General features: G+C 65.1%; 19 protein-coding genes. 9 read left to right on the top strand and 10 right to left on the bottom strand.

Annotated elements, in window-relative coordinates:
- Window positions 1–8 precede the first annotated feature (8 nt).
- From JQ592_RS06745 to JQ592_RS06725, 5 genes are all read left to right on the top strand, one after another.
- Complete coding sequence (locus JQ592_RS06745; protein WP_211402107.1) at window positions 9–527, top strand: YcnI family protein; 519 nt, start codon at window positions 9–11, stop codon at window positions 525–527.
- Entirely contained in the window at window positions 527–2,086 is a 1,560-nt protein-coding gene (locus JQ592_RS06740; protein ID WP_211402106.1) for a copper resistance CopC/CopD family protein, read from the top strand. Before JQ592_RS06745 ends, JQ592_RS06740 begins: the two co-directional genes overlap by 1 nt.
- A gap of 145 nt (window positions 2,087–2,231) precedes the next feature.
- Window positions 2,232–3,551, top strand: coding sequence for a proline--tRNA ligase (gene proS / locus JQ592_RS06735; RefSeq protein WP_211402105.1), 1,320 nt, complete (start codon window positions 2,232–2,234; stop codon window positions 3,549–3,551).
- A 73-nt stretch (window positions 3,552–3,624) separates the two neighbouring features.
- Window positions 3,625–4,905 (top strand): lipoprotein-releasing ABC transporter permease subunit, encoded by a 1,281-nt coding sequence (locus tag JQ592_RS06730; RefSeq protein ID WP_018642337.1) that lies wholly within the window; start codon window positions 3,625–3,627, stop codon window positions 4,903–4,905.
- A 7-nt stretch (window positions 4,906–4,912) separates the two neighbouring features.
- The gene (locus tag JQ592_RS06725) at window positions 4,913–5,614 is read left to right on the top strand and encodes an ABC transporter ATP-binding protein (protein ID WP_211402104.1); all 702 of its coding nucleotides are present in this window, start codon (window positions 4,913–4,915) and stop codon (window positions 5,612–5,614) included.
- Between the two features lie 324 nt (window positions 5,615–5,938).
- Here JQ592_RS06725 and JQ592_RS06720 read toward each other — a convergent pair whose 3' ends face one another.
- Window positions 5,939–7,018: a quinone oxidoreductase family protein gene (locus JQ592_RS06720; RefSeq protein ID WP_211402103.1), complete on the bottom strand. Its 1,080-nt coding sequence runs from the start codon at window positions 7,016–7,018 to the stop codon at window positions 5,939–5,941.
- Window positions 7,019–7,127: 109 nt separating this feature from the next.
- Here JQ592_RS06720 and JQ592_RS06715 point away from each other — a divergent pair, with 109 nt between their 5' ends.
- Window positions 7,128–7,901 (top strand): helix-turn-helix transcriptional regulator, encoded by a 774-nt coding sequence (locus JQ592_RS06715; RefSeq protein ID WP_211402102.1) that lies wholly within the window; start codon window positions 7,128–7,130, stop codon window positions 7,899–7,901.
- Window positions 7,902–7,954: 53 nt separating this feature from the next.
- On the opposite strand, the gene JQ592_RS06710 is transcribed toward JQ592_RS06715, so the two are convergent.
- The 5 genes from JQ592_RS06710 to JQ592_RS06690 form a co-directional block, all read right to left on the bottom strand.
- Window positions 7,955–8,203, bottom strand: coding sequence for a DUF6894 family protein (locus tag JQ592_RS06710; RefSeq protein WP_211402101.1), 249 nt, complete (start codon window positions 8,201–8,203; stop codon window positions 7,955–7,957).
- Between the two features lie 369 nt (window positions 8,204–8,572).
- Complete coding sequence (locus JQ592_RS06705; protein ID WP_211402100.1) at window positions 8,573–9,322, bottom strand: Crp/Fnr family transcriptional regulator; 750 nt, start codon at window positions 9,320–9,322, stop codon at window positions 8,573–8,575.
- Complete coding sequence (locus JQ592_RS06700) at window positions 9,319–12,489, bottom strand: CheR family methyltransferase (protein WP_211402099.1); 3,171 nt, start codon at window positions 12,487–12,489, stop codon at window positions 9,319–9,321. Before JQ592_RS06700 ends, JQ592_RS06705 begins: the two co-directional genes overlap by 4 nt.
- Before the next feature lie 167 nt (window positions 12,490–12,656).
- The gene (locus tag JQ592_RS06695) at window positions 12,657–12,938 is read right to left on the bottom strand and encodes a hypothetical protein (RefSeq protein ID WP_211402098.1); all 282 of its coding nucleotides are present in this window, start codon (window positions 12,936–12,938) and stop codon (window positions 12,657–12,659) included.
- 6 nt (window positions 12,939–12,944) lie between these two features.
- On the bottom strand, window positions 12,945–13,949 hold the full coding sequence (locus JQ592_RS06690) for a chemotaxis protein CheB (protein ID WP_211402097.1): 1,005 nt from the start codon (window positions 13,947–13,949) through the stop codon (window positions 12,945–12,947).
- Window positions 13,950–14,033: 84 nt separating this feature from the next.
- Here JQ592_RS06690 and JQ592_RS06685 point away from each other — a divergent pair, with 84 nt between their 5' ends.
- Together JQ592_RS06685 and JQ592_RS06680 are read left to right on the top strand one after the other, a co-directional pair.
- Window positions 14,034–14,438: a response regulator gene (locus tag JQ592_RS06685; protein WP_211402096.1), complete on the top strand. Its 405-nt coding sequence runs from the start codon at window positions 14,034–14,036 to the stop codon at window positions 14,436–14,438.
- A 52-nt stretch (window positions 14,439–14,490) separates the two neighbouring features.
- A complete protein-coding gene (locus tag JQ592_RS06680; protein ID WP_211402095.1) occupies window positions 14,491–14,661 on the top strand; it encodes a hypothetical protein in 171 nt (56 codons plus the stop codon).
- A gap of 436 nt (window positions 14,662–15,097) precedes the next feature.
- Here the strand turns inward: JQ592_RS06680 and JQ592_RS06675 are convergent, their stop codons facing one another.
- The 4 genes from JQ592_RS06675 to JQ592_RS06660 form a co-directional block, all read right to left on the bottom strand.
- Complete coding sequence (locus JQ592_RS06675; RefSeq protein WP_211402094.1) at window positions 15,098–16,351, bottom strand: hypothetical protein; 1,254 nt, start codon at window positions 16,349–16,351, stop codon at window positions 15,098–15,100.
- 88 nt (window positions 16,352–16,439) lie between these two features.
- On the bottom strand, window positions 16,440–17,759 hold the full coding sequence (locus JQ592_RS06670; protein ID WP_211402093.1) for an MFS transporter: 1,320 nt from the start codon (window positions 17,757–17,759) through the stop codon (window positions 16,440–16,442).
- Window positions 17,760–17,854: 95 nt separating this feature from the next.
- A complete protein-coding gene (locus JQ592_RS06665) occupies window positions 17,855–18,154 on the bottom strand; it encodes a DUF3551 domain-containing protein (RefSeq protein ID WP_211402092.1) in 300 nt (99 codons plus the stop codon).
- 1 nt (window position 18,155) lies between these two features.
- Entirely contained in the window at window positions 18,156–18,464 is a 309-nt protein-coding gene (locus JQ592_RS06660; RefSeq protein ID WP_211402091.1) for a DUF3551 domain-containing protein, read from the bottom strand.
- A 255-nt stretch (window positions 18,465–18,719) separates the two neighbouring features.
- Between JQ592_RS06660 and JQ592_RS06655 the strand changes: the two genes are divergently transcribed.
- Window positions 18,720–19,439: an outer membrane protein gene (locus JQ592_RS06655; RefSeq protein ID WP_211402090.1), complete on the top strand. Its 720-nt coding sequence runs from the start codon at window positions 18,720–18,722 to the stop codon at window positions 19,437–19,439.
- The last annotated feature ends 314 nt before the right edge of the window (window positions 19,440–19,753 follow it).

Below are 19,753 nucleotides of genomic sequence, written 5' to 3'. Positions count from 1 at the left end.
GGCCGAACATGTCGAAGCAATCCCTCTTGTTCCTTGTTGCCGTGCTCGCCGCTTCGCCTGCGGCGGCGCATGTCTTTCTGGAGAGCAAACAGGCCACCGTCGGGGCGTCCTACAAGGCGGTGTTCGCGGTCCCGCACGGCTGCGCGGGCTCGCCGACGGTGAAGATCCGCGTGCAGGTTCCGGAAGGGGTGATCGCGGTGAAGCCGATGCCGAAGGCAGGCTGGACCATCGATGTCGTCGAGGGCAAATATGCCGCCGAGTACAACTTTCACGGCAACAAGCTCTCCTCCGGCGTCAAGGAGGTCGCATGGTCCGGCGGCAAGCTGGCGGACAAGAACTATGACGAGTTCATCATGCACACGGTGCTGACCGACGCGCTCAAGCCGAACACGACCCTGTATTTCCCCGTGGTCCAGGAATGCGAGACCGGCGTCAGCCGCTGGATCGAAATTCCGGCGGAAGGGGCAGGGCATTCGCACGAGGGCAAGTCGCCTGCGCCTGGTGTGAAGCTGCTGCCCAAACCTTGATGCGCCTCCTCGCCGCGCTCGCGACGCTGCTCCTTGTTGCCGGCTTTGCGACCGGCGCGTCGGCCCATGCCGCGCTCGTCTCGGTCGAACCGGCGAGCGGCAGCATCCTGAAGACCGCGCCGAAGGCGGTGGAGCTGCGCTTCAACGAGGCGGTGACGCCGGGCGCAATTCTGCTGATCGATGGTGCGGGCAAGGCACGGGACGATGCCCGCATCGACGCATCGGGCGAGACCATTTCGGTTGTGATGCCGCCGGACCTGCCGCAGGGAACGGCCGTGGTCAGCTATCGCGTGACCTCGCAGGACGGCCATCCCGTCGCGGGATCGGTGATCTTCTCGGTCGGTGCTCCGACGGCGACGAAGCCGCCCGGACGGGCGGACGGCGGATTGAGCGCGCTGATCTGGCTGGCACGGGTTGGTCTCTATCTCGGCCTGTTCGTCGGCATCGGCGGCGTGTTCTTCGCGCGCTGGATTGCGTGGTCGATGACAGGGACGACAGTGCCGCGCATGGCGCTTCTCATCGGCATTCCGAGCGCGATCGTCTCTCTCGGCCTGCAGGGCCTCGATCTTCTGGGCCTGCCGCCAGCAGCGCTCGTGACGACTGTTCCATGGAAGGTCGCATTCGCAACCAGCGCCGGCCCCGCGCTAGTCGTCGCGGTCGCATCGATGCTGTTCGCGATGATGGCGCTGCGCAGCGCGTGGTATGCGCGCGCCTTTGCGATGATCGCATTCATCGGTGTTGGCCTGTCACTCGCCGCGACTGGACACGCCGCGACGGCACCGCCCGAGGTGCTGACGCGGCCGGCGGTCTTCCTCCATGGCCTCGGCGTCGCCTTCTGGATCGGAGCCCTCGCGCCGCTCGCCGCGCTGGTGTCGAAGCCCGCGACTGCGGCTCTTCCGGTCGTGAACCGCTTTTCGCGTATTGCCGTGTTGGCCGTCGGTGTGCTGGCGTTGACCGGCCTTGGCCTCGCCATCGTTCAGCTCGAAAGACCGTCTGCGCTGGTTGAGACCCGTTACGGGGCCGTCCTCTCGATCAAGCTTGGTCTGGCCGTGCTGCTGCTGGCGCTTGCCGCGCTCAATCGGTTCCGGCTGACGTCGGCCCTGGCGCGGGACGAGAAGGCCGCGCCCGCGCTCAAGCGCTCAATCCTGCTCGAATGCGTGATCGCGTTCGCCATCTTCGCCGTCGTGGCCGGCTGGCGCTTCACGCCGCCGCCGCGGACCATTGTTCCCGAGACGCCGCTGGCAATCCACATCCACACCGACAAGGCGATGTTCCAGGTGTTGGTCTCACCGGGAAAGGTCGGCGCCAACGACTTCGTGCTCCAGCTCATGACGGGCGAGGGGACGCCGCTTGGGGCGAAAGAGGTGACGTTGACCCTGGGCCTGCCGGAGCGCGGCATCGAGCCGATGGCGCGGGCCGCCTCACGCGGGCCGGACGGCTACTGGCATGTGCGCAAGGTCGAGCTGCCCTTCGCCGGCCGCTGGCATGTGAGAGTCGATGCGCTGGTGACCGATTTCGAGCAGATCACGCTGGAGGACGACCTCGAGCTGGCGCCGTAGGCAAACGGGTTCAAGCTGAATCTGAAGGCAACGGAAAAATGACAGGAATTCCGCCGCCTTAGCGGCTTTTCCTCATTCCCGGCCTTGTGTTTTCGCTCTCAATCCGGTTTCACTGCAACCCCTCACTGATTCCCAGAGTATTGCCATGCGGTTGTCGCGGTTCTTTCTGCCCATTCTGAAGGAAAATCCGAAAGAGGCGGAGATCGTCTCGCATCGGCTGATGCTGCGCGCCGGCATGATCCGGCAGGAGGCCGCCGGCATCTATGCCTGGCTGCCGCTGGGCTTCCGCGTGCTGAAGAAGATCGAGCAGATCGTGCGTGAGGAGCAGGACCGCTCCGGTGCGATCGAGGTGCTGATGCCGACGCTCCAGCTCGCCGACCTCTGGCGCGAGAGCGGCCGCTACGACGCCTACGGGCCGGAGATGCTGCGCATCGCCGACCGCCACAAGCGCGAACTGCTGTATGGGCCGACCAACGAGGAAATGATCACCGAGATCTTCCGCGCCTACGTGAAGTCGTACAAGAACCTGCCGCTGAATCTCTATCATATCCAATGGAAATTCCGCGACGAGCAGCGTCCGCGTTTCGGCGTGATGCGCGGCCGCGAGTTCCTGATGAAGGACGCCTATTCGTTCGACCTCAACGAGGCGGCGGCGCGCGTTGCCTACAACAAGATGTTCGTCGCCTATTTGCGCACCTTCGCGCGGATGGGGCTGAAGGCGATCCCGATGCGCGCCGAGACCGGCCCGATCGGCGGCGATCTCAGCCACGAGTTCATCGTGCTCGCCGAGACCGGCGAATCCGGCGTGTTCATCAATCGCGACGTGCTGGATCTGCCGGTGCCGGGCGAGGACGTCGACTACGACGGCGACCTGACACCGATCATCAAGCAATGGACCTCGGTCTATGCCGCGACCGAAGACGTTCACGATGCCGCTAGGTTCGAGCAGGAAGTGCCCGCGGACAAGCGGGTGAACACCCGCGGCATCGAGGTCGGGCAGATCTTCTATTTCGGCACCAAATATTCCGAGCCGATGAAGGCGCTGGTGGCGGGGCCTGATGGTGTCGACGTGCCGATCCATGGCGGCTCCTACGGGGTCGGCGTCTCGCGCCTGCTAGGTGCCATCATCGAGGCCTGCCATGACGATGCCGGCATCAAATGGCCCGAGGCCGTCGCCCCGTTCCGGGCGGTGGTGCTCAACCTCAAGCAGGGCGATGCCGCGGTCGATGCGGCCTGCGAGAAGCTCTATGCCGAGCTCCAGGCCAAGGGCGTCGACGTGCTCTACGATGACACCGACCAGCGCGCCGGCGCCAAATTCGCCGCCGCCGACCTGATCGGCATCCCCTGGCAGATCATGATCGGCCCGAAGGGGCTGGCCGACGGCAAGGTCGAGATCAAGCGGCGCAGCGACGGCTCCCGCGAGACCATGTCGCCTGCGGACGCGGTCGCCCGGCTGGTCGGCTGAATATTGTTCATCGCCCGATATCGCGGCCGCCAATCCGGCCACAATTGACCCCGAATCATGGGATTATCGAGCGATGGACGAGACCATGACTGAAACCGTGCAAACCGCGCCTTTTGCGCCCTTCGAGTGGATGCTGTCGGCGCGCTACCTGCGGGCGCGCCGCAAGGAGGGATTCATCTCGGTCATCGCCGGGTTCTCGTTCCTCGGCATCATGCTGGGCGTGGCGACGCTGATCATCGTCATGGCCGTCATGAACGGCTTCCGCAAGGAGCTGCTCGACAAGATCCTGGGCCTGAACGGCCACATCCTGGTGCAGCCGCTGGAATCGCCGCTGACCGACTGGAAGGACGTCGCCGACCGCCTCAGCCAGGTGAAAGGTATCCGGCTCGCCGCACCCGTGGTGGACGGCCAGGCGCTGGCGTCCTCGCCGTGGAACGCCTCGGGCGTGCTGGTGCGCGGCATCCGCTCCGACGACCTCAACAACCTCACCTCGATCGCCAAGAATATCAAGCAGGGCTCGCTCGAGGGTTTTGACGAGGGGCAGGGCGTCGCCATCGGCCGGCGCCTCGCCGACCAGCTGTCGCTGCATGCCGGCGACAGCATCACGCTGGTGGCGCCGAAGGGCGCGGTAACACCGATGGGCACCACGCCGCGCATAAAACCGTACAAGATCGTCGCCGTGTTCGAGATCGGCATGTCCGAATACGATCTCGGCTTCGTGTTCATGCCGCTCGCCGAAGCGCAGGCCTATTTCAACCGCAGCAACGACGTCACCTCGATCGAGGTGTTCACCACCAATCCCGATCAGATCGTCGCCTTCCGCCAAGCTGTGACCGAGGCTGCGGGACGGCCGGTGTTCCTGGTCGACTGGCGGCAGCGCAATTCGACCTTCTTCAACGCGCTCCAGGTCGAGCGCAACGTGATGTTCCTGATCCTGACCATGATCGTGCTGGTCGCAGCCCTCAACATCGTTTCCGGCCTGATCATGCTGGTGAAGGACAAGGGCAGCGACATCGCGATCCTGCGTACCATGGGCGCTTCGCAGGGCTCGATCATGCGCATCTTCCTGATCACGGGTGCCTCGATCGGCGTGGTCGGCACGCTGGTCGGATTCGTCGTCGGTTTGGTGATCTGCCTCAACATCGAGTCCATCAGGCAATTCCTGTCCTGGCTGACCAGCACCGAGCTGTTCTCGCCGGAGCTCTATTTCCTGTCGAAGCTGCCCGCCGAGATCGACATCGGCGAGACCACGGCAGTCGTCATCATGGCGCTGACGCTGTCGTTCCTGGCGACGCTGTACCCGTCCTGGCGCGCCGCGCGCCTCGACCCCGTCGAAGCGCTCCGGTACGAGTGAGGGGCTGATGGAGCAGCAGGGGGCTGACGATGTACCGGTCATTTATCTCCACGAGATAAAGCGGCAGTACTTGCAGGGCGAGGTGCCGCTGACGATCCTCGACGGCGCCAAGCTCGCGTTGTGGGCGGGGCAATCGGTCGCGCTGGTGGCGCCGTCGGGCTCGGGCAAGTCGACGCTGCTGCACATTGCCGGGCTGCTCGAAGCGCCCGATTCCGGCGAGGTCTATGTCAACGGCGCGCCGACATCGCAGCTGCCCGACATCGAGCGCACCCAGCTGCGCCGCACCGATATCGGCTTCGTCTACCAGTCGCACCGGCTGCTGCCGGAGTTCTCGGCGCTCGAGAACGTGATGATGCCGCAGATGATCCGCGGCCTGAAGAAGTCCGAGAGCGTCAAGCGCGCCAAGGAGATCCTCGGCTATCTCGGCCTCGGCGACCGCATCACCCATCGTCCCGCGGAGCTGTCGGGCGGCGAGCAGCAGCGTGTCGCCATCGCGCGCGCGGTGGCCAATGCGCCGCGCGTGCTGTTTGCGGACGAGCCGACCGGCAACCTCGATCCGCACACGGCCGATCACGTGTTCCAGGCCCTGATGCAGCTGGTCAAGGCAACCAAGGTTTCCATGCTGATCGCGACCCACAACATGGAGCTCGCCGGCCGCATGGACCGGCGAGTCTCGCTGTCGAACGGCCAGGTCGTCGAGCTCGAATAACTGAAGTGCGTTTGGCTGATGCAGCCGCGGGCTCGGTTCACCTCTCCCCAGCGGGGAGAGGTCGATTTGCGCCAGCAAATCGGGTGAGGGGGCGCTGCCCAACGTGAGACCGTAAACCCTCACCCGGCGCTACGCGCCGACCTCTCCCAAGGGAGAGGTGAATTCCCGACGCCGCGCCAGTTCGACCTCAAACTAAAAAATCGCGAAAACAACCCCATGCACAGTAGCCGGCCTGTTTCAGGCAGGGCCGGCCCGACGCCTGTCAGGTGGCTGATGTGTCGGGCAAAACGGCGCTGACCGCGCATCGCCGCAGCGGCACGCCAGTTACGGCCTGATCACCGTCAATTTGAATGGCCCGCCATTGGCGGCGGCATGCGCCACGGCGTCGTTGGCGTGGTCGAGGTCGAAGGCCGTCGTCTCGTATTCCTCCAGTCGCAAAAGCCCTGAGCGCACCAGCGCGATCAGGCGGGCCGCTGCATCGGGCGGATACATCCAGACGCCGTGGATGCTGATGCAGTTGCGCATGATCCAGGGGTAGGGCAGCTCGAGCCCTGCGCCGCCCGCCATGCCGACGCCGCCCATCAGCACGACGCGGCCGTAAGCGCGCACCGTCATGACCGCTGCGCGCACGATGGTCGGGCTCACCGAGGGCGGCATGATGTCGAACACGCAGTCGATCGGCCCGGGCGCGGCGCGCTTCATGGCTTCGCGGTCGTCGTCCTCATTGCCCGTGAGCTTGACCGGTTTCACACGGCTGCCGAAGCGGCGGACGAGGTCGGCGAGGATCATCTCGTTGCGGCCCGGCGTGACCACGCAGGCTGCGCCCATGGCCAGTGCAACCGACACCGCCGCGCTGCCAAAGTTGCCGGTGGCTCCGCTCACCAGCACGGTCTCGCCCGGCTGAAGCTTGGCGGCGAGGAAACCGCCATAGGGCACCAGCAGCGTGCCGAGCGCGCACCATCGCGTGGCTTCCTCCGATGTGATCGCGCCGAGGCGTTTGACGTTCTCCGTCGGCACGCGCATCTGCTCGGCAAACGAGCCGTGACGAAAATGCTGTTGCAGGCGCATGCCGCCGGGACCGGCGGCCGTGAGCCCCTGCAGGGCGATATCGGGCGCCACGGCGTCGTCGCGCGAGCGCACCGTCGGGTCGCAGAACACCCAGTCGCCGACGGCAAGCCTGGTCGCGTCCGGGCCGATCGCGCGCACCCGCCCGATGCCGCCCGGGCCGGGGATGATCGGAAGGTCGAGCGCGTAGTTCCGCTCTCCGCTGAAGACCTCGTTCATGTAGGACAGCACGCGCGTGGCGACGATTTCGATGATGACCTCGCCGGTGCCGAGCACCGGGTCGGGGGCAGTCTCGATCGCCAGCGGCGAGCCGAAGGATTTGAGTACGGCAGCTTTCATGATGTTTCACCTCCGGGACGGGTGAGGTGGATATGCACCGCCCTTGAAGGGACAAGAAGGCCTGGTATTATCCTAGTATTCCCAAGGCCCTCCATCGGGGACACGCATCATGGCCGATCCACGCCGCGTCGAATTCGGCGACTTCCTCAGGTCCCGCCGCGAAAAGCTGTCACCGAAGACCGTCGGCCTTCCGGCAGGCCGCCGGCGCCGCACCGCGGGCCTGCGCCGCGAGGAGGTCGCCCATCTCGCGGGCATCGGTGTCGACTGGTACATCCGCCTCGAGCAGGGCCGCACCGTCAGCCCCTCGGTCACCACGATCGACGCGCTGGCCCGTGCGCTGCGCCTCTCGAAGACCGAACACGCACATCTCAAGGCGCTGGCGCGCGATGGCACGAGGGGCGCCTTCGTGCGGGAGAACGTGCCGCCGCCGATCCAGCGGATGATCCAGAGCCTGACGCAGCCGGCCTACGTCACCGGGCGGCGCTGGGACGTGCTGGCCTGGAACGATGCAGCCGAGGAGGTCTTCGGGTTCGGGCAGTTGCCCGAGCAGGATCGCAACACGCTGCTGCTGGTGCTGACCAACAAGCAGACGCGAAAATTCTACGGCGCGAGCTGGACCGATGTGGCCAGGAGCATGGTCGCGATGTTTCGCGCCACCCATGACGTCTGGGCCGGCGATCCCGCCTTTGCGGAGTTGCTCACGCGGCTGCGTCAGGGCAGTCCGGAATTCGTCAAATGGTGGGAGGCGCATGACATCCGCAGCACCTCGTCGGGCCTCAAGACCATGAACCATCCGACCAAGGGCCTGCTCCGGTTCGAGCACACGAGCTTCCAGGCCAACGACGATCCCGCGCTGAAGCTCGTGATCTACACGCCGGTGTGAGGCGCGAAGACACGGCGGTCGACTGCCGGCTTTCAGCGGCGCCCGAGGCGGCATCAATGCTTCAGCGTCTCGACCTCGAAAGTGAACTTGACCTGCATCACGGGGCCGCTGATGTCGCGGACCTCGATCGCCATGCGGTGTCTGCCATTCACGGGAACGGACGAGCAGGCCGCCTCTCTCGCCATATCGGCCAATGATCTGGCGGCCTCGACCTGGGCTGCGCGAAGGCCGGACAGCTCGAGACCTTCCTCGTCGAGGGCCAATTCCTCTTCGTCCCGAAGATCGAAATAGTAACGTGGCATTCTCGGATCTCCAATGCCAGTCGCTCGCCAGCGGTCCGCGCCACGACTTTTCACGTTGCGCGTTGTTGGCCGATCTCTGCCGCTCCGCGACAAGCGGCGAGCATACATCCTGGGCGAGCGGATCGAGCGCTCCGCCCGTCCATGAGCGGCACTGTTCCGCCCGAAGGCGTCAGCGCCTCGCATCTGCCTCATCGCACGAAGCTCCCCGATGCGTCCGCTTTAACATAAGCTAATGGCAGCACACTCGTTCCCCGGGACGAATGAAAGGGCCACACGAAATTCGACCCAGCGGGTTCGGGCAGTGCTGCTGTCTGAAACATCGGCGGACGTCTTGAGCCGTCGCATTGACGGCTTTGGCCGCAGGATCGTTCACTTCGCCTGATAGAGCCTGAGATAGCCGGGCGAATACATCGCCGCGTTCTTGAGCGCTTCGAGATCACCGATCGTCAAGGTTCGATCCTTCAGGACGATCAGGCCGCACGCCCGCAACTCCTGGATCGTGCGGTTGAGATGAACCACAGACAGACCGGTCGCGTCGGCGAGATCGGTCTGGGTGACCGGAAGCGCGCAGGAATTGCCGTCGACGAGGCCAACGGGTCGAAGCCGTTCGAAGATTTCGCAGAACAGATGGGCCACGCGCTCGAAGGCCGCCCGCCGGCCGAGGTTGACGATCCATTCTCTCTGGATCGCGCTATTCAGCAGCGTCTCGCACATGAAGGCTTCGGCCAGCGTGCTGTTGGCCGCCATCAGCTGTTCGAACCGTGCGCGCTTGATCTCGGCATAGGCAACCGGCGTCGCTGTCGTGATCGAATGATCGATGCTGGACAGGAGATAAGCATGGGAGTCGCAGGTCTCGCCCGGCAGGATGAAATTGACGATCTGCCGGCGCCCGTCCTCCAGCGTTTTGTGGCGGAACAGCCAGCCCGAGAGCACGAGGCGGACGCTGTCGACGGGATCGCCTTCGGCGATCAGGTCCTCGCCCGGCCCCGCACGCAGCAAGCCTTCGAGAATGGCATGTTCCAGCGCAGCGGCGTCCTCTTCGGACAGCGGGCGCAAGGCATTGAAGCGGCGGAGGACCGCCTGCGCCACGCCGCCATCGGTCCCGTGAGAACGCATCATCTCTCCACCGATGGCGTATGGAAGGTACGCCTGGTCACGGGGATCGCGATCAGGCAGGTGAGGCCGGACGCGTGGAACGACATCGTCGTTTGCCCCTTCAACTCGAACGCTAGGGTGCGCTCCAGAAGCTCGGTGCCAAACCCCTTGCGCGGCGGTGGTGTCACCGACGGACCGCCCCGCTCACGCCATTCGAACAGCAGTTGCGGGAGCTCGACGGCCCCGTCGATACGCCACGAGATCTCGAGCCGGCCGCGGGGCTGACTCAACGCGCCGTATTTGAGCGCGTTGGTGGCAAGCTCGTGGATCGCGAGCGCAAACGTCTCCGCTGCCTTCGGCTGGAAGCGTACCGAGGGCCCGGACGCGCGCACCTGCTCGCCCTCATGGGCATTATAGGCCAGCAGTTCCTCGATCACCAGATATTCAAGATCGACACCGCCCTCCGGATCGCGCGTCACCAGCGCCTGGGTGCGCGCGAAGGCATTGAGGCGGCCGTCGAGATGGGCGGCATATTCCTCGACCGTGGAGCTCGTCTCCGCGGAGCGGCGCGCGATCGACCGCACCACGCCCAGCGTATTGCGAACGCGGTGCTGAAGCTCGGCGAGGAGAAGGCGCTGCCGTTCCTCCGCGCGCGTGATCGCGGTGACGTCGATGAAGGTGATCACGACGCCGGCGATGAAATTGTCGATGCTGCGATAGGGCAGGATGCGGACGATGTAGCGCGTGCCGCTGTCGGGTGCGGTCAGTTCGCGTTCGGCGCTGGCAAGCGTGCGGAGCACGCGGCGCACGTCGTCGTATAGCTCCTCGATCGGAATGCGCGCCTTGATGTGGGCGATCGGGCGGCCGACGTCGGTCTCGACCAGGTGCAGGATGTGCGTGATCGCGGGGGTGAAGTTCATGACGCGGAGATCGTTGTCGAGGAAGACGGTCGCGATCTGCGTGCTTTCGAGGAAGTTCTTGAGGTCGCTGGTGGCGCGGGTCAGCTCCTGGACCCGATGCGCCAGCTCGCCATTGACGGTGGTCAATTCCTCGTTGACCGATTGCAGCTCCTCGCGCGAGGTCTCCAGCTCCTCGTTGGCGGATTGCAGCTCTTCATTGAGCGACTGATATTCCTCGTTCGAGGATTTCAGCTCTTCGTTGGTGCTTTCGAGCTCTTCGATCGTGGCCTGGAGGCGTTCGCGGGTCGCCCGCAATTCGCCCTCGAGACGTTCGACATGCTCGGTCCGCACCAGCACGCCCGGATTATTCTCGGGAGCATCGGCGATGTGCGCCGGGCCATCCTTGAACAGGACGATGAAATTGCGATGGCCACCCGCGCCGTCCTGGATCGGCTCCACGGTGATGTCGACGAGAACGCGATGGCCGTTGACGCCGAGCTGGACGTGCTCGGCATGGGCGACCTCGTTGGTTTCCGAGGCGCGGGAGAGGGCAGTGCGCAGCTCCAGCCTGAGATCGCGATGCACCAGCTGGAGCAGATCGAGCGAGGCGGCGCCGGCCGTCGGCTCGATGTAGCGTCCGGTCCGTCCGGAGAAATGCAGGATCTGGAAATTGTTGTCGGTGATCACATAGGCGGGCGCATAGCGCTCGGCGATGCGCTGGGCGCGGCGTTCGAGGCCCACATCCGGCCCGAACGAGCGGACCGGCGGCACCTCGACCGGCGCACGTCCGGCCGAGGTCGAGATTGGAAATTCCGGCGGCAGCCGCGTCCCCGTATCGAGCTTCCTGAAGATGCGGGCGCGACGATCGATCGGTGCAAACAGCTTCGGGTGCCGCGTCACGTTCTCGGAGTTGCCGAGGAACAGGAAGCGCTCGGGCAGTAACGCGAAATGGAACAGCGGGATTACCCGGTTCTGAAGTTCCGCGTTGAGATAGATCAGCAGGTTGCGGCAGGAGACGAGATCGAGCTTGGAGAACGGGGCATCCTTGATCACGTTGTGCTGGGAGAAGATGCACATCTCCCGCAATTCCTTCACCACGCAATAGGTGTCGCCCTCGCGCACGAACCAGCGCGCCAGGCGCTCGGGAGACATGTCCTGCTCGATGTCGGTGCGGTAACGCCCGACGCGGGCGGCTGCGAGCGCCCGGCCGTCGATGTCGGTCGCGAAGATCTGGACCTGCGGAGCGGAATCGAGCGTCGCCATGTGCTCGCGCAGCAGGATGCCGATCGAATAGGCCTCCTCGCCGGTGGCGCAGCCCAGTACCCAGACGCGGACCTGCTGGCCATTTCCCTTATCCTCGAAGATCTTCGGGATGATCTGCGTCTCGAACACTTCGAACTCGCGCTTGTCGCGGAAGAACTCGGTGACGCCGATCAGAAGGTCGTTGAAGAGATTCTGGGCCTCGTCCTTGTCGTTGCGCAGGAAGTCGACATAGGAGGTGATCTCTTCGATCTGCACGACCTGCATGCGCCGCTGCACGCGGCGCAGGAAGGTGTTCTGTTTGTAGCCGTGGAAATCGTTGCCGGTCTTGTTGCGCAGGATGTCGGCGATGCGCGACAGCGAGGTTGCCGCCGCGGCCAGGACTTCGTCGAAGCCTTGCTTCTCCTCCAGTCGTCGGAGATGGCGGGCATAGACCTGGATATGCTCCGGGATGTCCTCGGGCGGCAGGACGTAATCTGCGATCGCCGCCGGCCTGTTGCTGTCGACCAGGTGATCGGACGCTTCGTCGCCGGCCAATCTTTCCGCAATGGCGAGGCCGCCATGGTCCTTCAGCGTGGCCGTGCCGAGCGTGCCGTCGCCGCCGGTCCCGCTCAAGAGAACGCCGATGGATTGCTCGGCGCGCTCTTCGGCCAGCGAAACCAGGAAACTGTCGATGGTGGCCCGCTCGCCCGGGCCCTGTTCGGCCTTGCGCACCGCAAAACGCCCGTCCTGGATCGTGGTGATCATGGCCGCCGGACTGCGATAGATCGTGCCCCCTTCCACCGCCATCGCATCGCGGATGTCGGCGAAGCGCGCGCCGTCGGCGCGCTGGATGATGCTTCGCAACCGCGCATCGTCGAGCGCCTCGGCGCTCTGGAGAACAAGGACGACGGCCTGGTCGTCGCCCAATGTCAGCTTGGCGAAGAACCGCTCGATGCTGTCGATTGCACCGGCCGACGCCCCCACGCCGATGACCAACGGGGCCTTGGCCTGAGGCTCCGGCTCCCCCGCCGTCTCGCCGACTTCATCCATGATTGCCGCTACTCTCGTTGCCCGGGACCAACGGATTCCGGTTTCTGCAAATAGCAGAAATCGATGTTATCCCAACAGCTAAAAGCGGGAAACGTTCGCCGTTCCGACGGAGCGCCGATGGTGCGGACCGCAAGGCCCGCGCCCCGGCGGCGCGGACCGTCACCGTATCAGGCGACCGCTGGCGGCACCGGGTCGACCTCCTGCTGGAGGTAGTCCACTCTCTGAACGATCAGGGTGCGATGCCGCTCCCATTCCACCAGGGTCTGCTTGAGCAGCTCCACCAGCCGTTCCGCCTGCTGGCAGTCATATCCGCTGTCCTGCAGGTCGCGCACGCGATCCTCCTGCCTGCGCAGGCGCTGCCAGCCCTCCTCGATATCGAGATCGGCCTTCTCCAGAAGGCGCCGCTCGTCACGGAGTTGCTGGGTCCGCTGGGCAAGGGATACTGCCATAGCGCTTCACTTCCCTCGCTGGATCGGAGGATCGAGCGATTGTAGCACGACGCGCCGGATCATATCGGCATATTCGCGATATTCGGCCGCGCGCAGCTCGTACATTTCGGCCACAGCCGGCCTGCCGCTGCGACGGCCGTCCGCGGCCATGCGCTGCACGAGTTCGGCCCGCTCCTCGATGATCCGGAGCGCGACGCGCAGGGCCTCGTCGACTTGCCCTTCCTGCTCCTTGGCGAGGGTATCGGCGGTGTAGGCGTGGCCGACCTGACAGCGAAACCGCATGGGACGCGCTTCTTTCACCTGGGAGAGAACCCCGCCGCAACCGGGGCAGGTCAGCGCCGCCGGATCGGCGATGTCCGCCAGGATTGCGCTGCCGATTCTTTCGCCCGCGGCGATCTCCACCTCCAGGCGGATATCCGGAGCGACGGGACATGCGAGACCCGGCGGTTCCCGGGCGAGATCGGAGAGAACGTCGCCGAGCCGCGCGGCGGGCACGCAAAGGTCGGCCGTGGTCGCTTCCAGGGCGCGCTGCGGCATCTCCGCCGCGATCGCTTCCAACGGATCCTGCACGATCGTCATTCCGCCGCAGCGCTTGATCGCGTTGAGGCCGGCGGCCCCGTCCGAGAGCAATCCGCTCAGCACCACTCCGATCACGCGCGGGCCGTGATGGAGCGCGGCCGAGCGGAACAGCGCGTCGATTGCGGGCCGCACCATGTTCTCGCGTGGGCCGCGCCCGAGGCGAATATGATTGCCCGACAGCAGCAAATGATGGTCGGGGGCACCGAGATAGACGTGGCCGCGCTCGAACTTCATGCCGTCGACGGCCTGATGCACCGGGAGCCTGCCGGCGGAAGCGGCGACGGTCGACAGGATGCCGATGCCCTGCGCAGGGATGTGGAGGACGATGAAGATGGCTGCCGGAACATCCGGATGCAGATCTGCCAGAATCCGTTTCAGCGGCGCCGTGGCCCCGGAGGAGCCGCCGATGACAATGATGTCGCGGTTGCTCATGGAACCCGCCATTCAATGCTTCGTTTGCACCAAGACGGCCTTGAGGCCTATGTTCCTATCCATCCGCTGGGTGCTGGAGGAAACATGGCGCTATCGCCAACGTTGTCGCGCAGGAGCGCCCCCTTGTCGGGATGTCGCATCCTCGTGCTCGAGGACGAGTATTTCCTCGCCGACGACATCACCCGCGCGCTACGCTCAGCGGGGGCGGAGATCGCCGGGCCGGTCGGCCAGATCGACGATGCGCTCCCGATCATCAACGACGGCGGCGTTCTCGACGGCGCGGTGCTCGACGTGAATATTCATGGCGAAATGGTGTTTCCCGTTGCCCAGGAGCTCAAGGCGCGCCAGGTGCCGTTCGTGTTCACGACCGGCTACGACAAGGTCAGCATCGCTCCCCAATTTCACGACGTGATGCTCTGGGAAAAGCCGATCGACGTCGCGGCGTTGGTCCGCGGCCTGGCCGGGCTGATCGGGAAGCCGAAGACGTGAGGCGCAGCGTCGCGCCACCGCGTAGCCTGCTCATGATCCAAGTGAGGTTCGAATGATCTACACCGCCCGCGCGGGCGACGCGCAGCTCATGTCCTTTTCGCGCGAGCTGGTTCGCGATGCCCTCAAGATACTGCGCGACAGCGATCACATCGCAAGGGCACAGCGTGCCCGGGACGAACTGGCTGCGCTCGGGCCGGTTCGCGGGGAGGGCGGTCCGGCCTGAAACGCGATGAGAATGATGAAGCGTCATCGCGCTTCAGGTTGTTGTTTGAGCATGATCCTATCGGAAAACCGCTTCGCACTTTGCGCTAACGCGGCCCTTCGGGTCCGGATCATGCCTAAAGCAGGCGGCTCCAGGTCAGCCACATAGCCACGGCAAGGCAAAGGGCGATCCCGAGATAGGGCAACGCCTGCGACAAGGCTTGTCGCAAGGAGTAACCCGTCAGCTCACCATCATCCATATGATCGCTCCCAGCATCACCAGGAAACCCAGCATCGCGGTCGCGATGAATGCCCGTTCGACGCGATCCATCGTCATCGTAGTGCCCTCATCCCGGACACGATTTTGACGTTTTGCCGCACGGTGCGCATTAGGCTATGTGAATCGCCGGCCGCTTTCCGGGCAATGAGCCGGCTTGGCGTCCAGGCGGTGGCTGCGCTTACGGCGCCGCCGCAGCCGGAGGCGCTGCGCTGACGTTCGGCACCGTGGCCGGCCAGGGGCTGATCGGGTTGAGCGCCGACAGGGCGCAGGACGACTTGAGCTGCGTCCACGCTGGCGAAAGGCCCGTCAGGTCGAGGTCGAATTTCGTCATGTCCGTCTTGTCGTCGGGCATCGTCGTGGTTTCGCGGACATGGAGGGAGCGGGAGGCGAGGATCGCCTTGACCATGTCGGCGTCGATGCTGCCGCGCCAGACCTCGTACTTGCCGGATCGCAGCGGCGGTCCTCCAGCCGCCTTGTCCGTGGCGGCGTCCGCCGTCATCAGGATCGTGCTCTTGCCGGTGGAGGCCTCATCGATTTCGGCTGCGAACCACAGCGGCACGCGCGCCCTGTTTTCGCATGACAGGCGCCACTCCATGGTCCGGAACGACGAGTCGTTCTCCTTCTTCATCACGGCGATCTTGCGGACGAATGGTCGCGCGTCCTTTTCCAGCTTCCACGCCGTTTCGGCGAGCGGTCGCGTGTCGATCCCGAAACGATAAAGCTCGGCTCGGGTCAGCACATGCAGGTTCTCGAACTTCACGGTCCGGATGAGGGCATCGAGCTCACGGCTGATGCCCATCGACGCGATGAACGCAGTGCGGTCGCGATCGGCGCTCGCTATTCGGCGCTGCCTCGCCTCGGCGACCACCTGTGGGGGCGGATCTCCCCGAAAGCGCAGGACCAGCCTGGAATTATGGACCGCCAGCGCCGCGTCGGGCGCCACCTCGCGGGAGGTCGCCCCAATGAACAGGTAACCGCAGGCCGAGTTGCACATCGCCTTGCGGGTGGTGAGCTCGGCCTCGACTTCTCCGCTTGCGTTTTTCAGCTTCAGGCAGGCGGCGTCCACCTGCTTGTCCGCGGCGCACGCCGTCACAATGGTGCGGCCGACCCGGGCGACCGCCTTGCGGCTGCGCAGCAGCCGCCCGATCGCGTAGGACTGCTCCACGTTCCCGCCGGGTGAATAGAGATAGATCGGACGCTGTGTGTCCTTGACGGCGGCGAGGAAGCGGCGGATGCGCGGGGCGGCGTCCCCGTCGATCTCGCCCTCGATGGCGATCCAGCGGTCGCAGCCCGGCCCGCACGCATCGGGCGGCCCCTTGGCGAGATAGATCGTCAGCGTGGAAGCAAATCCGGCCTTCTCAGAGGGCGTTTCCGCGCGCAATGCGCCGGGAAGCGACAGCGCGGCGACGACGAGCAGAATGCGGGCGAGCATGAAATGATCGACTATGCGGTGCAAACCGATATCGACGCTATACGACGCCTGACGCTTTCACAACTTGCAGTGGCGCTCCAGTCGGCGTTTATTTCGCTGATGTCCGGGCGGGCAGATCCTCGTGAGCGGCCGAACGGCGTCGATGGTCCGGGGCCAACGGGGGTGCGAGCGGAGCAGCGTCGCGCCGCGAGGCGACCTCGGCCGACGCAGACCCGGCATCGCGCCGGGCGACGGCCCAGATCAGCAAACCGAGAAGCGCGAGTGCGGCGCCGACGGGACCGGTGGAGGTCCAGCCCAACCCTTCTCGAATGGCAAGGCCGCCCAGGAACGGGCCGAGCGCGTTGGCGGTGTTGAACGCTGAATGGTTCAGCGCGGCCGCGAGCGCCTGCGCGTCACCTGCGACGTCCATGAGGCGCGTCTGCAGGATGGCTCCGAGCGAAACGCTGGTGCCGATCGCGAAAACGTCGGCCGCCAGGAGCCAGGGATTGTGGGCGGCGAGCGGAAACACCAGCAGCGCGACGGCTGCAAACAGCAGGATGATGCCCGCCGTCGGCATCAGGGCGCGGTCGGCGAAGCGCGGCACGAACAGATTGCCGAGCGTGGCGCCGACACCGAATACGGCGAGGAAGAACGGAATGGCCGCGGGGCTGACCCTGGTGACCTCGATCAGCGTCGTCGCAAGATAGGTGTAGACGGCAAACATGCCGCCAAAGCCGATGGCGCCGATTGCCAGCGTGATCCAGACGCGGCCGCTCTTCAAAGCGCCGAGCTCCCGTAGCGGATCCGACCGGCCCGCCCGGTCGCGCGGAGCGAACAAGGCGCACAGCAGCACGGTGAGCAGCGCCAGCACCGACACGAGACCAAAACTCGCGCGCCAGCCGGCCGCCTGGCCGATCAGATTGGCCAGCGGCACGCCGATGATGGTGGCGCAGGTCAGGCCGAGCATGACCTGGCCGATCGCCTGCGAGCGGCGCTGTTGCGGAACCAGGGACGCTGCGACCAGCGCGGCGATGCCGAAATAGGCGCCGTGTGGCACCCCTGAGAGGAAGCGCGCCGCGATCATCCAGCCGAAGCCGGGTGCGAGCGCGGTGAGCGCGTTGCCGAGCGCGAACACGGCCATCAAGGCGAGCAGCTGCGTGCGCCGGGCGAAGCGCGCACCCAGCACCGCGATCAGCGGCGCGCCCAGCACGACGCCGAGCGCGTAGGCGCTGATCGCGTGGCCTGCGGTCGGCTCGTCGACGTGGAGGTTGACGGCGAAAAACGGCAGCAGGCTCATCGACGCGAATTCGGTGGTCCCGATCGCAAAGCCGCCCATCGCGAGCGAGACGAGGACGATGGCGAGGTGAGGGGGAGTAGCGGCCGCGGTCGAATTGGCGCGGGGCGAGGTCGCGTGAGGCGAGATCGTCATGAGTCCTGCATTGGTGGCGTCAACGGGAACCCGCCCAGCGAACGTCGCCATCCCTGCAAGATTTGTCCGTCGTAATTAAACCGGATCAGTCTTCGTCAACACAAGGCAGGCCGCATATCAGCGTCCCGATTTGCGTGTGCCAACAACTGGCCGGAGCGGTTCGACCGGCGAGCCGGCCTCCGCTGCGAAAAATACGGATTCGCGACACAGCTCGCCGAACGCCCGACCGCGAGAAACCTGCACTGCGCGAGCGAGGTGTAGCGGCAATCGAAATAGCCCACCTGGCCGTAGATCTGCATGCAGACGGGATAGGTGGGGTCATAGGTCTGTGCGCGCGCCTGCGCGCTCACGAAGAGTGTGCCGGTCGCAGCGAGTGCAAGCCAGGCGCTGCGCATCTCAGCGCGACAAGTAGTAGCCCGGCGCCAGCGTGCGCGGACGATTCTGATACGCGTAGGGATCATCACTCTGTCCGCCGAAATAGGGATTGGCGATGCAGGTCAGCGCGCGGCCCGATGCGCTTGCCTGACACTGTGCGTAAGTATCGAACCTGCAATTGCTCAGCCCCGGCCATTCATCGCCCGTAAGGCAGAACGCGTGATGCGTACCGAATGCGCGTGCGGGTGTGCTTGCGCTCAGCGTGAGCGTGAATGTGGCGATTGCGAGCGAAAATGTGGCGGCAATGGGGAAGGCAATTCGTGCTCGCATTTTTCGATTCTCCAATCACACAATTGTGCGCGCGACGATGTTACGCGCGCGTGCAGTTTATCTCGTCTCGTCGACATTGGAACTGCCGAAAACACTTGTTTCAAAGGGTTTCCAGCGCGCTCCGATAAATCTTCATTAATGAAGCGCGGGCCTTTGGAGTGAACTGTTGCGTCGAGGTTACAGCAATTCCGTCGATCGCTGTTATGACGACGCCACGGCCAGGGGGCCTAACGACGAAACTGGAACGGGATTGAAATGAAGAAGAATTTGTTGCTTGCCGCTGTGAGCCTCGTCGCGCTCAGCGCAGCTGCACCGGCGCTGGCTGCCGATCTCGCGGCTCGGCCGTACACCAAGGCGCCCGCGATGGTCGCCACGATCTACGACTGGAGCGGCTTCTACATCGGCATCAACGGCGGCGGTGGTTCGTCGCACGCGACCTGGGATTTCGTCGGCGTTGGTCGTGAAGGCTCGCACGATGCGACCGGCGGCACGGTCGGTGGCCAGATCGGCTATCGCTGGCAGTCGGGCCAGTGGGTGTTCGGCGTGGAAGGCCAGGGCAACTGGGCCGACTTCTCCGGCGACAATGCCAGCGCGCTGTTCGCCACTCGCAACCGCACGAAGATCGATGCGTTCGGCCTGATCACCGGCCAGGTCGGTTACGCCTGGAACAACGTCCTCGTCTACGTCAAGGGCGGTGCGGCTGTGGTCAGCGACAAGTACGAGATCTCCGGCCTCGGCGGCGGGCTGCTCGCATCGACCAGCGACACCCGTTGGGGTGGCACCGTTGGCGCCGGCCTCGAGTACGGCTTCGCGCCGAACTGGTCGGTTGGCGTCGAGTACAACCACATCTTCCTGTCGGACAAGGACGTCACCTTCGCTGGCTTCGCCGGCACCGAGCGCATCAAGCAGGACGTCGACATGGGCCTCGTCCGCCTGAACTACAAGTTCGGCGGCCCGATCCTCGGCCGTTACTGATACCGATCGCTCTTTTTGAGCGGTCATCGAAAGCCCCGGCCGTCGGCCGGGGCTTTTTTGTTGCGTGAATTCAGCGAGTTAACCATCGCGTCGCGAGATCGCCAGCCAGGCTTGACTCCCGTGAACGAAATGAGAACAATGTTCTTCATACGTTCTAGCAAGGGAGCGAGACCATGTTCAGGATTTTCGTGGAAGAGGCGGCAGCACTGGCGTCCATCACACTGTTCGTCGGGATGATCGCGATCTGGGCCCAGGTGATCCCGCAGCTCTGATTCCGCAGCTCCACGGCAGGCCCGGTTGGGGAAAAGCGGGAC

Origin of the sequence: Bradyrhizobium iriomotense, assembly GCF_018129405.1 — a bacterium.
Classification (GTDB): Bacteria; Pseudomonadota; Alphaproteobacteria; order Rhizobiales; family Xanthobacteraceae; genus Bradyrhizobium; species Bradyrhizobium iriomotense_B.
This window is presented reverse-complemented; position numbering and strand designations above follow the sequence as displayed.